The sequence below is a fragment of the Sphingobium cupriresistens LL01 genome (assembly GCF_001046645.1).
GTDB classification, from domain to species: Bacteria; Pseudomonadota; Alphaproteobacteria; order Sphingomonadales; family Sphingomonadaceae; genus Sphingobium; species Sphingobium cupriresistens.
Map to the genome: position 1 here is coordinate 167,977 of NZ_KQ130436.1, position 16,178 is coordinate 184,154.

Below are 16,178 nucleotides of genomic sequence, written 5' to 3' on the forward strand. Positions count from 1 at the left end.
TGCGGAATGATCCAGTCCCTCCTCATCGCCAATCGCGGCGAAATCGCCTGCCGCATCATCCGCACCGCACGGGCGATGGGCATCCGCACGGTCGCGGTCTATTCGGACGCCGACGCCAACGCACTCCACCTCCGCGACGCCGACGAAGCCGTCCATATCGGCCCATCCCCGGCGCGCGACTCCTATCTGGTCGGTGAAAAGATCATCGCCGCCGCCAAAGCCACCGGCGCGCAGGCGATCCATCCGGGCTATGGCTTCCTGTCCGAAAACGCCGCCTTCGCCCAGTCGGTGATCGACGCGGGCCTCATCTGGGTCGGCCCCAACCCGTCCAGCATCACCGCCATGGGCCTGAAAGACGCCGCCAAGAAGCTGATGCAGGATGCCGGCGTCCCGACTACGCCGGGCTATCTGGGCGACGACCAGAGCCTCGAACGCCTCACCGCCGAAGCCGACGCCATCGGCTATCCCGTCCTCATCAAAGCGGTCGCCGGCGGCGGCGGCAAGGGGATGCGCAAGGTCGACAACCCCGCCGACTTCGCCGACGCGCTCGCCTCCTGCCGGAGGGAGGCCGCGTCCAGCTTCGGCAACGACTCCGTCCTCCTCGAAAAATGGATCACCAACCCGCGCCATATCGAAGTGCAGGTCTTCGGCGACAGCCACGGCAATGTCGTGCATCTGTTCGAACGCGACTGCTCGCTCCAGCGCCGCCACCAGAAGGTGATCGAGGAAGCCCCCGCGCCGGGCATGACCGACTTCACCCGCGCCGCCATCTGCGATGCCGCCGTGCGCGCGGCCAAGGCGGTCGACTATGTCGGCGCCGGCACGATCGAGTTCATCGCCGACGGATCGGCGGGCTATATCAAGCCCGACCGCGTGTGGTTTATGGAAATGAACACGAGGCTTCAGGTCGAACATCCGGTGACGGAGGAAATTACCGGCCAGGATCTGGTCGAATGGCAACTCCGCGTCGCATCGGGCGAACCGCTGCCGAAGAAGCAGCATGAACTCTCCATCAACGGCCACGCCATAGAAGCGCGCCTCTATGCCGAGGACCCGGCCAAGGGCTTCCTGCCCTCCACCGGGACATTGGAGCAATTTGAACTCGACGCCAATGTGCGTATCGACAAAGGCGTCTATCAGGGCGCGCATATTTCGCCCTATTATGATCCGATGATCGCCAAGATGATTGCGCATGGACGGGATCGTGAAGAGGCACGGGAAACGCTGGCCTATGCGCTGGGCCGCAGCGTCATATGGCCGCTTCGCACGAATGCCGCTTTTCTCATCAATGCGCTGGATCATCCGGACTTCATCGCTGGAACGATGGACACCGGCGTCATCGAGCGGGCAGGCGACAGCCTGATCCCGCCCGCCATGCCGTCCGACGATGCCTTGTCCAACGCCGCGCAACATTATGGGCGTCAGTCCCTGGCCGGATTCCGGCTGAACGCAGCGCGGCGGCAGCAGGTCGTATTGACGGTGAACGGACAATCATTGTCGACCCATATGCCTATCCTCGATTATGCGGATCAGCTCCCGCTCGCTGGTCCGATGGAGCCGCCCACTATCTCTTTCACGACTGATGCGGGCCAAACATGGCGCGTCGAGCCGATGCGCGTGTCGGGCAACGCCGCCGCCGCGGCTTCCGACGGCGCGATCCTCTCCCCCATGCCTGGCCGCATCATTGCGGTCGCGGTGGCGGCGGGCGACAGCGTGACCAAGGGGCAGAAGCTGCTGACATTGGAAGCCATGAAGATGGAACACAGCCTCGTCGCTCCATTCGACGGCGTCGTCGCGGAACTCAACGCGGCCGAAGGCGGGCAGGTCAGCGAAGGCGCGCTGCTCGCGAAAATCGACAAGGAACAATAGGGTGGCAGGCAGATATTTCGACCAGTGGCGCATCGGCGATAGGATCGTCCACGACATCCGCCGCACCGTGACGGAGACGGACAATCTCCTCTTCACGACGATGACCCATAACCCGCAGCCCCTGCATCTCGACGCCGAAGCCGCCAAAGCCAGCGAATTTGGCCAGATTCTCGTCAACGGCACCTTCACCTTCGCGCTGATGGTCGGCCTGTCGGTGGGGGACACGACGCTCGGCACGCTGGTCGCCAATCTGGGCTATGACAAGCTCGTCATGCCCCATCCGGTCTTCATCGGCGACACGATGCGCTGCGAAACGGAAGTGACCGATCTCAAGCCCAGCCGTTCCCGCCCCGGCGCAGGCATCGTCACCTTCACCCACCGCCTGCGCAACCAGCGCGACGAAATCGTCTGCCAATGCCTGCGCATGGCCCTGCTCAAACGATCCGACGCATGACGCTGCGCTCGCTGCTTTTCGTGCCCGGCGACCGGCCCGATCGCTTCGCCAAGGCCGCCGCCTGCGGCGCCGACGCGCTGATCCTCGACCTGGAGGATTCGGTCGCACCGGAACGCAAGGCGCAGGCGCGCGCCGCCGTCGCCGACTGGCTGGCGGGCGATCGGACGATCCCCGGCTTCGTGCGCGTCAATCCGCTCGACGGCGACCAGACCGTTGCCGATCTCGCGGCGGTCCTGCCGGGTCGTCCCGACGGCCTGGTCCTGCCTAAGGCGGAGGGCGCGGCCAGCGTCAGGGCCTTGCTGGCGCTGATCGGCGATAACCCGCCGCCGATCCTGCCGATCGCGACCGAAACGCCCGCCGCGATCTTCCAACTGGGCAGCTACGCCGCGACGACCACGCATCTCGCCGGCCTGACATGGGGCGCCGAAGACCTGCCCGCCGCGATCGGGGCAGCGACCTCGCGCGAAGCCGACGGCCGCTACACGCCGCCTTATGAAATGGTCCGCGCGCTCACCCTGTTCGCCGCCCATGCCGCCCATGTGCCCGCGATCGAAACCGTCTTCCCGCGCATCGATGCGCCCGATGCCCTGGCCGATTATGTCGCCCGCGCACGACGCGACGGCTTCACCGGCATGATGGCGATCCACCCGGCCCAGGTCGCGACGATCAACACGGGCTTCACCCCGACAGCCGACGAACTGACCCATGCGCGCGCAATCGTCGCCGCCTTCGCCGCCAATCCCGGCGCGGGCGCGTTGCAATTGGGGGGAAAGATGATCGACCGGCCGCACCTCAAACAGGCGCAGCAAATAATCAGTCGCGGCGGACGATAACCTCGACCCCCGCCAAACCCCGCGTCAGGGCGAAGGGCTTGTCGACATTGACGCAGGCCTCCACCACGCCCGGCCAGCCCAGGCATTCCTCACCCAGTCGGTGGGCGAATGTCTCGATCAGCGGGATATGCACTTCTGACAGCGCCTCGGCCGCGCGCACGATCCGCCGATAATCGATCGTCTCGCTTATCCCCTCGACTGCGCCGCCCGACAGCAGCAACTGGACGGTGATGACCAGTGGCTGGCGACGGCCGATCTCGTCGGGATTGATGCCGATGTCCGCCAGCAGCGGCAGGTCCTTGACCCGGACCTTGGTGGCGACGGATGTCATATCAGGCTATGCTCCTCTGTGCGGCCAGCACCGTATTGCTCAACAGGCAGGCGATGGTCATCGGCCCGACCCCGCCCGGCACCGGCGTCACCGCCCTGGCATGGTCCAGTTCATGGGTGGCGCAATCGCCCACGATCCGGCTGGCGCCATCATGGTCCACCACCCGCGTAATGCCGACGTCGATGACGACAGCGCCGGGCTTGACCCAATATCCGCGCACCAGATGCGGCGCGCCCGCCGCCGCCACGATCACATCGGCGGCGCGCGCGATATCGGGCAGGTTGCGCGTTTCGATATGCGTGACCGTCACCGTCGCCTCCCGCTCCAGCAACAGCATCGCCACCGGCTTGCCGACGATGTTGGACTTGCCGATCACCACCACGTTCAATCCGCGATAATCGTCGATCACGCTGTCGAGCAGCATCATGATGCCGAGCGGCGTGCAGGGCACCAGACCCTGCGACCCGGTCGACAGCCGACCGACATTAACGGGGTGGAAGCCATCGACATCCTTCGCCGGTGCGATGCGATCCAGCACCCGCCCGGCATCGATGCCCGAAGGCAACGGCAACTGCACCAATATGCCATGTACCGCCGGATCGCCGTTCAGCGCGTCGATCATGTCAAGCAGCGCCTGTTCGCCGCAATCGGCGGCCATGCGCTGCTCGATCGATCCCATGCCGACCTTGCGGCATTCGCTGATCTTGCGCCGGACATAGATGTCGCTGGCCGGATCGCCGCCGACCAGCACGACCGCTAGCGTCGGGTCGATCCCGTCCGCCTTCAACTGCGCGACCTCTTGGGATGTCCGTTCCGATAGCACGCGCGCCATCGCCCGCCCGTCGATGATGTCGCGCACGGATCAGCCCCGGAAGACGACGGTGCGCGCCTTGTTCATGAACACCCGGTCCTGCAAATGCAGCCGCACCGCTTCGGCCAGCACCCGCCGTTCGATGTCGCGGCCGCGGCGCACCAGTTCGTCGGGCACGTCGGCATGGCCGATCATCTCGACATCCTGATGAATGATCGGGCCTTCGTCGAGATCGGCGGTCACATAATGGGCGGTCGCGCCGATCATCTTGACGCCGCGCTCATAGGCCTGGTGATAGGGCTTGGCCCCCTTGAAGCCGGGCAGGAAACTGTGATGGATGTTGATGCAACGCCCCGACAGGAAACAGGCCAAATCGTCGCTCAGTATCTGCATATAGCGGGCCAGCACCACCAGGTCCGCGCCGGTGTCGGTCACGACCTGCTTGATCTGCGCTTCCTGGGCGGATTTGGTGTCCTTGGTCACCGGGAAGTGGAAAAAGGGCATGTCGCCGATCAGCGAGGTGTGCAGCACGTCGCGCGGATGGTTGGAGATGATCCCCACCACGTCCATCGGCAGTTCGCCGATCCGCTGGCGATAGAGCAGGTCGCCCAGGCAATGGTCCCATTTCGACACCATCAGCACGACTTTCTTGGGCGTGGCCTGGTCCGCCATCGACCAGTCCATGCCAGCTTCGGCGGCGATCGGGGTGAAACCCTCGCGCAGCGCGTCGAGCGTCTCGCCCGCGCCGGGCTTGAACGCGACCCGCATGAAGAAAGTGTTGTTCATCGCGTCGTCAAACTGCTGCGCGTCCACGATATTGCAGCCATGGGCGGCCAGATAGCCAGCGACCTTCGCCACCAGGCCGGGCTTGTCGTCACATTGCAATCGCAGCGTATAGATAGTCGTCACGTCAATCCTCCCACTTGTCCGTCTGCGTCAATGCGCGCGGGCATAGTCGTTAATCCAGGCGACCGTCTTTTCCAGGCCGCCAAAGGGGTAAAAATGCAGTCTTATGCGCCCATGCTCCTCGCCCAGCGACCGTTCGAACGTCTCGACCAATTTGTCGGGACCAGCGGTGCCGAGCAGCTTCGTAATGGAAATACCATATTTTGCGAGCACGGAAGCGGACGCGCCGACGCCGCAGCGCGCGGCGAAGCGCATCAGCGTCTTGATGCCCGCCGGCCCCGGCACGCCGATACGCACCGGCGCTTCGATCCCACGCGCGCGCAACTCCGTCAGCCAGACCAGAACCGCGTCGGCATCGAAGACAAATTGCGTCACGATCAGCGGCGCCATGCCGCGGCGCTCGATCTCGGTGCATTTGTCGAGCAAGACCGACCAGCATTGGTCCGGCGTCATGTTGGGATGGCCTTCAGGATGGCCGCCGATGCCGATGGCGCGGATGCCCGCCCGTTCGAACGCGCCGCTGCCGATCAAGGCGCTGCTGTCGGCATAGGGGCCTTCGGGTTGCGAAGGGTCGCCCGCGATCACGAAACAGCGCCGCACATCCGCTTCGGCCACGGCCGCCGCCAGATAATTCTCGAACTCGCCGGTCGATGTGATCCGTCGCGCCGAAAAATGCGGCATGGGTTCAAAGCCCAGACTGCGGACCAGCTTCGTTGCGGCGATCCGGGCGGCGAAATCCTCGCCCGGCAGGAAAGTGACTGCAACGGGCGTTTCCGCCGCGATGGACGGCGCTGCTTCGCGCAGCGATTCCACGTCCTTCGCCGTCATTTCCAGCGAATAGCCATCGACCATGTTGACGGGTGGCCGTTCCCAGTTCGGATGAATGACCGGCATATCCTATCCCCTTCAACCTTGCCTCTCGCGACTCTTTCTAGAGCATCGGTTTAAATTCGCATAGATGAAATGTTCATAAATACGAAATTACATGAACATCTGTCTTAATGACGTTTTCGCGGTTGTCCTCCCGCAGAGCTTGCCCCGCCGGCGGCGAACGTCCATCATCCTGGCCCCCATGGCGTCATCGTTATCCTTCCTTGCGGCACGCCCTTTGCGCCGCCGCGGGGGAGGAGCGAGCCGGCGCGGCGCGCCCATGTGGAAGGAGACGAGGTGCGGTTTGATTACGATGAACTGGGGACTTTTGTGGATCAAGTAATAGCGACCGATCGAGGCGAGCCGATGCTCTACCCTGCGCTGCGAGGCATGTTATGAGCGCAGGCCCCCGCATCCTTCTCACCCGCCGCTGGCCGGCCATGGTCGAACAGCGACTGGCCGCATCTTATCATGTGACTTTCAATGAAGACGATCGGCCGATGGACGCGGCGGCGCTGGCTCAGGCGATGCGTGATCATGATGCGCTATGCCCGACCGTCACCGACCGAGTGACGCGAGAGGTGCTGCTGACGCAGGGACGACGGGCGCGGATCGTCGCCAATTATGGTGCGGGTTACGACCATATCGACCTCGACGCCGCGCGCGGAGCAGGGCTGGCCGTCACCAATACGCCCGACGTGCTGACGGACGCGACCGCCGATATCGCCATGACCCTGATGCTGATGGCGATGCGCCGGGCCGGCGAGGGCGAACGGGAATTGCGCGCAGGCGACTGGAGCGGCTGGCGGCCGACCCATATGATTGGCCAGTCGCTGGATGGAAAGCTGTTGGCGCTGGTCGGTTTCGGCCGGATCGCCCGCGCGGTGGCGAAGCGGGCGCAGGCCTTTGGGATGCGCGTCGCCTATCACAGCCGGCGTCCGGCGGCGGATATGCCCATCAACGCCTATTTCGCCGATCTGGGCGCGCTGGCGCAGCAGGCGGACGTTCTGTCGCTTCACGCGCCGGGCGGCGTGGAAACGCGACATATGGTCGACGCCGCGCTGCTGGCGCGGATGCCGGCCCATGGCGTGCTGGTGAATACCGGGCGCGGGTCGTTGGTCGATGAAGCCGCGCTGGCGCAGGCCTTGGCGGCGCGGCGGATCGCGGCGGCGGGGCTGGATGTGTATGAAGGCGAACCGCAGGTGCATCCCAGCCTGATCGCGCTGCCCAATGTCGTGTTGTTGCCCCATCTGGGCAGCGCGACGATCGAGGCGCGCACCGCCATGGGGATGAAGGTCGCCGACAATCTCGACCGTTTCTTCGCCGGCGAGCCGCTGCTTGACCCCGTCGCTTGACCGGATCGCGGCGGCGACGCGGGCGTGGATTGCGGCGAGCGACGGGCCGCTGATACTGGGCCTGTGCGGCGCGCAGGGGTCAGGCAAGTCGACGCTTGCCGCCGGCCTGCAGGCGGCGATGGAGGCAGAGGGGTGGCGCACCGCGATCCTCTCGCTCGACGATCTTTATCTGAGCGGCGCGGCGCGGGCGCAATTGGCCGCGGCGGTGCATCCGCTGCTGCGCACCCGCGGGGCGCCCGGCACCCATGATGCGGTGCGCGGCATCGCAATATTGGATGAGGCTAGGGCCGGTGAAACGCTGCTGCTGCCCCGTTTCGACAAGGGGCGGGACGAACCGTTCGCGCAGGATGAAGCGGCCGGGCCGGTCGATCTGCTGATCTTCGAAGGCTGGTGCGTCGGCGCGCGGCCGCAGGCGAAATCGGCGCTCGTCGCACCGATCAATGCGCTGGAGCGAAACGAAGACTCCGACGCGGTCTGGCGGCGTCATGTCAACCGCCAGCTTTGGGGCATCTATGCCGAACTCTTCGCCCGCATCGACAGGCTGGCCTTGCTCGCCGCGCCGGACTTCGGCGTGGTGCGCGACTGGCGCGACCAGCAGGAAGAGGCATTAAGGGCCAGCAAGGCGATCGGCGCGATGGACGCCGCGCAACTCGACCGTTTCGTGCAGCATTATGAGCGGCTGACCCGGCATATATTGGCGGAGATGCCGGGCCGCGCTGATCTCACCCTGTTCCTAGACCATAACCGCCAGCCAAAGGCGGCATCATGATCAAACCCGTCCCCGCTCGACTGTCGCGACGCGGCCGATCATGCTGTGTGAATTGTTATGCCTATAGGAAAAACAAGGTTCGGATATGATGGGAATGACGAGAACCGGCCTGTATGAGGTCAAGGCGTGAGGCGACCGCGCATAGTGGATTCGCACCAGCATTTCTGGCGGATCGGCGGTCCGGGGCAGGTTTGGCCGGATGCCGATTTGCCCTTGCTCCACCGCGATTTTCTGCCCGATGATCTGCGTGCGGCGACGGTGGGCATCGATCTTGCGGGCACCATATTGATCCAGTCGCAGCCCGACGATCGCGATACCGACTGGATGTTCGAACTCGCGGAGAACGATCCGCTGGTGCTGGGCGTGGTCGGTTGGGTCGCGCTGGAGGCGGACACCGCGCCGGCGCGGATCGCCCAACTGGCCGCCTGGCCCAAATGCGTCGGGCTACGCCCCATGCTCCAGAGCATCAAAGACAGCGACTGGATATTGCGGGCCGATCTTGCCCCGGCGATCGAGGCGATGCTGGCGCAAGGCCTGCGTTTCGACGCGCTGGTTCAACCGCGTCACCTGCCCGTTCTCGCCCGCTTCGCCGAGCGCTGGCCCGATCTGTCGATCGTGATCGACCATGGCGCCAAGCCGCCCGCGTCGGACCATATACTCGACCCCTGGCGGGGCGAACTGGCCGTTCTCGCCCGCTATCCCAATATCTGGTGCAAGCTGTCGGGCCTGCGCACCGAACAGGCGTCGGGTCAGGCGGCGGACGCACTCGCCCCCTTTGTCGCGCATATCCTCGCCTGTTTCGGCGATCGGACGATGTGGGGCAGCGACTGGCCGGTGCTACTGCATAGCGGCGATGCGTACCAGGACTGGATCGATCTTACGGCGCGGCTGGTAGGCGATCTGGACGCGATGCAAAACACAAGGCTGTTCGAAGGTGCTGCGCGCGCCTTTTACGGCCTTGCATGAAGAATGTGGGGCTGGATTTCGGCGAACCGGGTTTCGGGGCCGTGGCGATCGACAATGCTATTGCGCGATTCTGGACGGCGCTGCGTGCGCTTATGCCGACCTTTATTGGAGCCTGACGCCATGACCCAGTCGAACGTCCGCAAACTTGTGCGCGATCGCCTGGCGGCGGGGACCGCCAGCAGCGGCCTGGCGAATCCCGATACAGTCGTAGATCCCGGCGCCATCGCATCGATGCTCGCGCAGATCGAAGGCGACGACCGCATCGGCATCCTCGACTCCCGGCCGCGCCGCGCCACTGTCACCCGACTGGGCGCCTGACCGGCCCGATAGGTTTTCCAACATCGCCACATAGGGGATCGGCATATATATCGGCCCGATCGCCGATCGCGACTTCCACTCTTGCCAAGTTGGGCGCTATCGCTCAGAGTAATGATAACGCTACCAGATTGCGGAGGGCCGGGAGAGGAAATGATGGTGCAACTGTCCATGTCGTTGTCGCGATCGCGATTCATGCGGGGACTGTCGCTCGCCGTGACTGGCCTGGCCGCGCTGGCGACGGCGGGCGTCACCCCTCTCGCTATCGCCGCCGACAGCGTGTCGATCAGCCGCGACTGGCGCTTTGCCAAGGGCGACCCGGCCGGCCTCACCACCGACCTGCGCTATGACGTCCGACCGCCGATCGACGATGCAGGCGACGGCAAGCTGGCCGACACGCCCGCCGACGCAGCCGTGAAGGTGGACGACGGCGGCGCGCAGGTGTTGAAACCCTGGATACTCCCCAGCGCTAACCCCTTCATCAAGGATGCGGCCAAACATCATGTCCGCCCGGCGGGCAATCCCGGCGGCGATGTGCCTTATGTGCAGGCGCATTTCGACGACAGCGCCTGGACCAAGGTGGACCTGCCGCATGACTGGGCGATCGCCGGGCCGTTCATCAAGGATGGCCCCTATGGCGGCATGGGTCGCCTGCCCAGCTGGGGCATCGGCTGGTATCGCAGGACGCTGGACATCCCCGCGCGCGACAAGGGCAAGTCGATCTTCCTCGATGTCGAAGGGGCGATGTCCTACGCGACCGTCTGGCTGAACGGGAAGCTCGTCGGCGGCTGGCCCTATGGCTATAACAGCTTCCGCCTCGACCTGACCCCCTATGCGGTGCCGGGGAGCAGGAACCAGCTCGCCATCCGGCTCGACAACCCGCAGGCTTCGGCCCGCTGGTATCCGGGCGGCGGCCTCTATCGCGACATTTACCTCACCACCGCGAACAAGGTCCATGTCGGCCAGTGGGGCGGCACGGTCCGCACCCCGCAGGTGAGCAAGGCACAGGCGACCATCGACCTCAGCCTGACCCTCGATAATGACGGCGACAAGGTAGCGCAGGTCGAAGTCGCGACCGCGCTCTACGCGCTCGACACCAACGGCAAGCGCACCGGCCGCCCGGTCGCCACCATTGCGCGCCAGTCCGCCAGCATCGCACCGGGCGCCAAGGCGGTGCTGAACGGCAGCACGATCCTGACCAACCCCCGCCTCTGGGGACCGCCGCCGACACAACAGCCAAACCGCTATATCGCCCTGTCCACCGTGACCCAGGGCGGCAGGACGATCGACACCTATGAAACCCGCTTCGGCGTGCGCGACATTCAATTCGATCCCGACAAAGGCGTGATCGTCAATGGCGAACATATCCCGCTGCGCGGCGTCAACAACCATCATGATCTCGGCGCGATCGGCGCGGCCTTCAACCGCCGGGCTGCCCAGCGCCAGCTTGAAATCCTGCGCGACATGGGCGCCAACGCCGTGCGCATGAGTCACAATCCGCCCGCGCCGGAATTGCTCGAACTCACCGACCAGATGGGCTTCCTCGTCATGGACGAGATATTCGACAGCTGGGAAAAGAAGAAGACGCCCCACGACTTCCACCTGATTTTCCCCGACTGGCATGAGGCCGACCTGCGGTCGATGCTGCGGCGCGACCGCAACCACCCCTCCATCATAATGTGGAGCGTCGGCAACGAAGTCGGCGAACAATATGACGGCGAAGCCGGCGCGAAGATCGGCCGCGAACTCATCGCCATCGCGCATGAGGAAGACCCGACGCGCCTCGCGACCGGCGCGATGAACTTCGCCAAGGCGGACATGCTGCTGCCCACAACCGTTGATGTCATCAGCCTGAACTATCAGGGCGCGGGCATCCGCGGCATCATCGGCCAATATCCCGCCTTCCGCGCCAAATTCCCCGACAAGGTCATCCTGTCCACCGAAAGCGCATCGGCGCTGTCCAGCCGGGGCGAATATATGTTCCCGGTCGCCGGCGCGATCAGCGGTCCGGTGCGGCCCTGGTCTGGCGGCAATCCCGACACGCATCAGGTGTCGGCCTATGAACTGCACGCGGCCGATTTCGGCTCTTCGCCTGACCGGGTATGGGCGGCCGACGACCAGAATCCCTATGTCGCGGGTGAATTCGTCTGGACGGGCTTTGACTATCTGGGCGAACCGACGCCCTATTACACATCGCGCAGCAGCTATTCGGGCATCGTCGACCTCGCCGGTTTCCCCAAGGACCGCTTCTGGCTCTATCAGGCGCGCTGGAGGCCGGACCTGAAATTCGCCCATATCCTGCCGCACTGGAGCTGGCCGGATCGCGTCGGCCAGATCACGCCGGTCCATGTCTTCTCTTCCGCGGACGCGGCGGAACTGTTCGTCAACGGCCAGTCGCAGGGCAAGATCAAGAAGCGCGACTATGAATATCGCTTCCGCTGGGACTATGTCGTCTATGCACCGGGCGAGGTGAAGGTCGTCACCTGGAAGGACGACAAGCCCTGGGCGACCGAAACGGTCCGCACCGTGGGCGAAGCGGCGAAACTGTCCTTGACCGCCGACCGGTCGACTATCGCCGATGATGGCCGCGACCTCAGCTTCGTGACGCTCAAAGTCCTGGACAGGGACGGCCATGTCGTCCCCGCCGCCAAGCAGACTATCAGCTTCACGATCGAGGGGCCGGGCCAGATCGTCGCCACCGACAATGGCGACCCCACCGACCTCAACGCCTTCCCCTCGCACAGCCGCGCCGCCTTCAACGGCCTGGCGCTGGCGATCGTGAAGGCCAACCGACCCGGCAAAATCATCCTGCGCGCCCACGCCGAAGGATTGGGCGAAACGCAGGTAGCGATCAGCGCGAAGCGCTAAAGCAAAGGGGGCGGATCATGCCGCCCCCTGTCCGTCACACCAGCCTGTTGGTCCGCACCAGTTCGCGATACCAGTCAGCGCTCAGCTTGGGCGTGCGCTTCTGGGTCTTGAAATCGACATGATGGATGCCGAACAGCTTGCTATAGCCGTCCTCCCACTCGAAATTGTCCATCAGGCTCCACACGAAATAGCCCTTCACCGGAATCCCCTCGCGCGTGGCGCGTTGCAGGTGGGTCAGATAGTTGCGCAGATACATGACGCGGTCGGTGTCATAGACCTTGCCGTCTTCGGCCACCTTGTCGTCGGCCGAGCAGCCATTTTCCGAGATGTAGAGGCCCTTGGGCTTCCAGTTTTCGCTGATGGCGCGCATTCCCCAATAAATGACCTCCGGCGTGACATAGAGCCAGGGGGAGGGCATACGCGGCGCCTGGCCGGGATGCGGCAATATCCTGTAGCCCGATGGCGCAGTCTCGTCGGCGCGGACGGTGTTGCCGGTGTAGACATTGACCGACAGGAAATCGAGCGGCGCGCCGATCAGCTTCATGTCGCTATCCTTGACCACCGGGGCATCCTTGCCCTGCGCGGTCAGATAGCTGTCGATATAGCGGCCTTCCATGATGGCGGTGAGGAACATGGTGTTCTCCTCGCGCACGGCCTTCTTCACCGCCTCGATATGCTCCGGCGTCTCGATCGCGGGCACGAAGACGCTGGGATTGTCGGCGATGCCGACCTGCGTTCCCGCCCTGGTCGCCGCGCGGATGGCCTGCACGCCCAGGCCGTGGGCCAGCACGCCATGATGGCGGATCTGGTTCACCTCCTTCATCGGCAGCTTCAGGCCCGGCGCCTTGCCGCCGGTCATGTAGCTGAGGTCCGTGAAGCATCGCAGTTCGTTGACCGTCATGAAATGCCCCACCCGGTCGCCCAGCTTGCCGGCGGTGTAACCGGCATAGTCGGCGAAGGCATAGCTCGTGTCCCGGTTCTGCCAACCGCCCGGCAGCGCATGGGGCAAGTCCCAGTGGAACATGGTGACATGCGGCGTGATGCCGGCGGCCAGCAGGCCATCGACCAACCGATTATAATAGTCCAGCCCCTTGGCATTGGGCTTGCCTTTCCCATCGGGGAAGATGCGCGACCAGGCGATGGAGAAGCGATAGGCTTTGACGCCCAATGCCTTGAGCAGCACGATATCGTCGCCATAACGATGATAGCTGTCACAGGCGACATCACCCGTATCGCCATTGGCGACCTTGCCGGGCGTGTGCGAAAACACGTCCCAATTGGTCTGCCCGCGGCCATCCTCCTTCGCCGCGCCCTCGATCTGATAGGCAGCGGTGGCGCAGCCCCACAGGAAGTCGGCGGGGAAAGCGCTGTCGCCCTGCGGCCGAGCGGTCTGCGCGGTCTGCGCACCGGCGTTGCTGCCTGCCAGGCCCGCGCCCAATGCGGCCGCGCCCAATCCCATGCCCAGTTCGCGGCGATTGATACCCGTCATAGCTCGAAACTCCTTATTGACCGACGACCTGCACCAGCCCGGCGATCGCCTGGCCGGAGGGTAGCTTCGTCTTGCTCGTCAGCGATTTGGCGGCGTCGTTCCAGACCAGTTCGGCCTTGATGCCCCCGTTGCGATAGGCGTTGGTCGTGCCATCATCGTCATAAAGGGTGAAGCGCGCGTCCGCGCCGGGATAAACGCGGATGCTCTCCAGCGCCTGTTTTTCCGCCGTGCTTTGCACCTGAACGCCCATCGGCACGATCGATCCGGCCTTCACGAACAGCGGTATGCGGTTGATCGGCGTTTCGACTTCGACGCTCTGGCCGCCCTCGAACCGCTGGTTGGTCCAATAATCATACCAGGCGGTGCCGGCGGGCAGGTAGACCGGGCGCCTGGTCTGGCCCTGCGCCGTCACGGGGGCGACCAGGAAGGCGGGACCGAACATATATTGGTCGCCGATGTCGGACACTTTGGGATCGTTCGGGAAATCCATGAACAGCCCGCGCATGAAGGGCGCGCCGGTGTCGTAAGTGTGCCGGCCCAACGCATAGATATAGGGCATCAATGTATAGCGCAGCCGCAGCCAGTCGCCCAGGATCGGCTCGGCCGCCTTGCCATATTCCCACAGCGCGGTGCCCGGCCGCTGGCCGTGGATGCGCAGCGTGGGCGTGAAGACGCTATATTGGAACCAGCGGACGAACAGTTCGGGATAGTCGGGATAGCTGGCGTCCATGGCCGTTGCGCCGGCCGGATCGACCAGAATCGGGTTTTCCGCCTTCGGGCCGCTCGGCCATTGCCAGCCGCCAATGTCGCTGCCCCAATAGGCCAGGCCCGACGCGGTGAAGTTGAGGCCGGCGGGCACCTGCCGCTCCAGCGCTTCCCAGGTCGACTTGACGTCCGACGACCAGAACAGGCCGCCATTGCGCTGCGACCCCAGATATGCGGCGCGCGCCAGGATCATGTTGCGGAAATTGGGGCGGTCGCGCTCCGATCCTTCGGCGACACCCGTGGTGTGCACCAGCGGGAACAGGTTGTGATAGCGGTCGCCCGATCCGATCGAAAATTGATAGCCGTCGGGGATCAGGTCCGGTTCCGTCTCGTCCAGCCAGAACCAGTCGAACCCCTGTGATGCGATATTGTCGCGGATCTTGCCCCAAAACCATTCGCGCGCCTGCGGGTTGGTGCTGTCGATCAGCGCGCCGGCCCGGTCGGACCGCATCGGCAGGCCGTCGATGGGATGGCCGTCCTTGTCATGCAGGAACCAGCCCTTGGCCTTGAGAAACTCGAAATAGCGCCCCTCGCGCTCGAAACGCGGCCAGACGCTGATGATCGATCGCATCCCCATGGCGTTCAACTGGTCGTTCATTCCCTTGGGATCGGGAAAATAGCTGCGGTCGATGTCGAGCTGCCCCATGCGGGTCCAGTAGAACCAGTCCAGCACCATCACGTCGAGCGGCAGGTTCCGCTGGCGATAGCCATGGGCGATGTCGAGCAGTTCCTGCTGGCTCTCATAGCGCGCCTTGCTCTGGATCAGGCCGAAACCGGCCTTGGGCGGCAAAGGCGTCTCACCGGTGAGCTTCGCGTAACCGGCGTAAAGTTCGTCGGTCGTCTTGCCGGTGATGACGAAGAAGGAGACGCGCTCGCCCACCTGGCTCTGGAAGCGGGTTGTGCTGTGCAGGCCCGGCCATACCAGCGTGCGGGCCGGATTGTCCCAGACGATGCCATAGCCCTTGTTGGTGACGAGAAAGGGGACGCAGACGGTCTCGCCGGCCGGGGCGTCATAGCTGTGCGAACAGTCGATCTGCTTGCCGCGCAGATCCATATAGCCTTCCTGATTCTGGCCCAGCCCATAATAATGTTCGTCCGCCGGGGAATCGAAGCTGGCGGCGACCTTGAAGGTCTTTTCGCCATTGACCGTCACCGGCGCCATTTCCCAGCCGGTCATCTTGGTGAGGACATTACCAGCAGCATCCTTCACCGACAGGCTGACCGGGGGCAGGGCGGGCGCGAAATAGCGCTCCATCTGTGTGGGTGCCTTGGGCCATGGCTTGGCGTCGATCATCAACGTCAGGGCGGCAGAGGCGAACACATCCCCGCTCGCATCGCTGCGATGGGTCCATCCGGTCGCGTCCGCCTTCGCATTCGGCCCTTCGCCCGGCGCGGCCGAAGCGAGGTCGGGGTCCATCGCGATCGTCACCCGCACGATATTGGGCGCATAGGGCTCGACCGCCACGCGGCTGCCATGGCGATCGAGCAGCGCCATCGGTTCGGCCAGCGCCGGGGCGGTGAGGCAGGACGCGCCCAGTGCGATCCATTTGAAGCTCTTTGCGATCATCCCTGTAAAT

General features: G+C 64.6%; 14 protein-coding genes. 8 read left to right on the plus strand and 6 right to left on the minus strand.

The window, feature by feature from the left end; all coding sequences use genetic code 11:
- Nucleotides 1-6: 6 nt before the first annotated feature.
- From V473_RS17405 to V473_RS17415, 3 genes are read left to right on the plus strand one after another with little or no spacing between them, the layout of a single operon-like run.
- Complete coding sequence (locus tag V473_RS17405) at nt 7-1,869, plus strand: acetyl/propionyl/methylcrotonyl-CoA carboxylase subunit alpha (protein ID WP_066607958.1); 1,863 nt, start codon at nt 7-9, stop codon at nt 1,867-1,869.
- Nucleotide 1,870: 1 nt separating this feature from the next.
- Complete coding sequence (locus V473_RS17410) at nt 1,871-2,323, plus strand: MaoC family dehydratase (protein ID WP_066607961.1); 453 nt, start codon at nt 1,871-1,873, stop codon at nt 2,321-2,323.
- Nucleotides 2,320-3,156: an HpcH/HpaI aldolase/citrate lyase family protein gene (locus tag V473_RS17415; protein WP_066607963.1), complete on the plus strand. Its 837-nt coding sequence runs from the start codon at nt 2,320-2,322 to the stop codon at nt 3,154-3,156. The genes V473_RS17410 and V473_RS17415 overlap by 4 nt, the downstream gene beginning before the upstream one ends.
- On the opposite strand, the gene V473_RS17420 is transcribed toward V473_RS17415, so the two are convergent.
- From V473_RS17420 to V473_RS17435, 4 genes are read right to left on the minus strand one after another with little or no spacing between them, the layout of a single operon-like run.
- Complete coding sequence (locus V473_RS17420) at nt 3,137-3,487, minus strand: dihydroneopterin aldolase (protein ID WP_066607966.1); 351 nt, start codon at nt 3,485-3,487, stop codon at nt 3,137-3,139. The two genes, V473_RS17415 and V473_RS17420, sit on opposite strands and share 20 nt — an antisense overlap.
- Before the next feature lies 1 nt (nt 3,488).
- Complete coding sequence (locus tag V473_RS17425) at nt 3,489-4,346, minus strand: bifunctional 5,10-methylenetetrahydrofolate dehydrogenase/5,10-methenyltetrahydrofolate cyclohydrolase (protein WP_082679190.1); 858 nt, start codon at nt 4,344-4,346, stop codon at nt 3,489-3,491.
- 3 nt (nt 4,347-4,349) lie between these two features.
- Nucleotides 4,350-5,207 carry a formyltetrahydrofolate deformylase gene (gene purU / locus V473_RS17430; protein WP_066607970.1) on the minus strand — a complete coding sequence of 286 codons (858 nt, stop codon included), beginning with the start codon at nt 5,205-5,207 and terminating at the stop codon, nt 4,350-4,352.
- Nucleotides 5,208-5,234: 27 nt separating this feature from the next.
- Nucleotides 5,235-6,098, minus strand: a complete 864-nt coding sequence (locus tag V473_RS17435) for a methylenetetrahydrofolate reductase (protein ID WP_066607975.1) — start codon at nt 6,096-6,098, stop codon at nt 5,235-5,237.
- A gap of 371 nt (nt 6,099-6,469) precedes the next feature.
- On the opposite strand from V473_RS17435, the gene V473_RS17445 reads away from it, so the two are divergent.
- The 5 genes from V473_RS17445 (at nt 6,470) to galB (ending at nt 12,347) form a co-directional block, all read left to right on the plus strand.
- Nucleotides 6,470-7,429 carry a 2-hydroxyacid dehydrogenase gene (locus tag V473_RS17445; protein ID WP_066607980.1) on the plus strand — a complete coding sequence of 320 codons (960 nt, stop codon included), beginning with the start codon at nt 6,470-6,472 and terminating at the stop codon, nt 7,427-7,429.
- On the plus strand, nt 7,413-8,198 hold the full coding sequence (locus V473_RS17450; RefSeq protein ID WP_066607981.1) for a kinase: 786 nt from the start codon (nt 7,413-7,415) through the stop codon (nt 8,196-8,198). Before V473_RS17445 ends, V473_RS17450 begins: the two co-directional genes overlap by 17 nt.
- Nucleotides 8,199-8,324: 126 nt before the next feature.
- Nucleotides 8,325-9,164 carry an amidohydrolase family protein gene (locus tag V473_RS17455; protein ID WP_066607985.1) on the plus strand — a complete coding sequence of 280 codons (840 nt, stop codon included), beginning with the start codon at nt 8,325-8,327 and terminating at the stop codon, nt 9,162-9,164.
- A gap of 120 nt (nt 9,165-9,284) precedes the next feature.
- Nucleotides 9,285-9,482, plus strand: coding sequence for a hypothetical protein (locus tag V473_RS17460; protein WP_066607988.1), 198 nt, complete (start codon nt 9,285-9,287; stop codon nt 9,480-9,482).
- 150 nt (nt 9,483-9,632) lie between these two features.
- Complete coding sequence (galB, locus tag V473_RS17465; RefSeq protein WP_244884471.1) at nt 9,633-12,347, plus strand: beta-galactosidase GalB; 2,715 nt, start codon at nt 9,633-9,635, stop codon at nt 12,345-12,347.
- Between the two features lie 34 nt (nt 12,348-12,381).
- Here galB and V473_RS17470 read toward each other — a convergent pair whose 3' ends face one another.
- Complete coding sequence (locus V473_RS17470) at nt 12,382-13,836, minus strand: GH1 family beta-glucosidase (protein WP_066607991.1); 1,455 nt, start codon at nt 13,834-13,836, stop codon at nt 12,382-12,384.
- Between the two features lie 13 nt (nt 13,837-13,849).
- A complete protein-coding gene (locus V473_RS17475) occupies nt 13,850-16,168 on the minus strand; it encodes a glycoside hydrolase family 31 protein (protein WP_066607993.1) in 2,319 nt (772 codons plus the stop codon).
- Between the last annotated feature and the right edge of the window lie 10 nt (nt 16,169-16,178).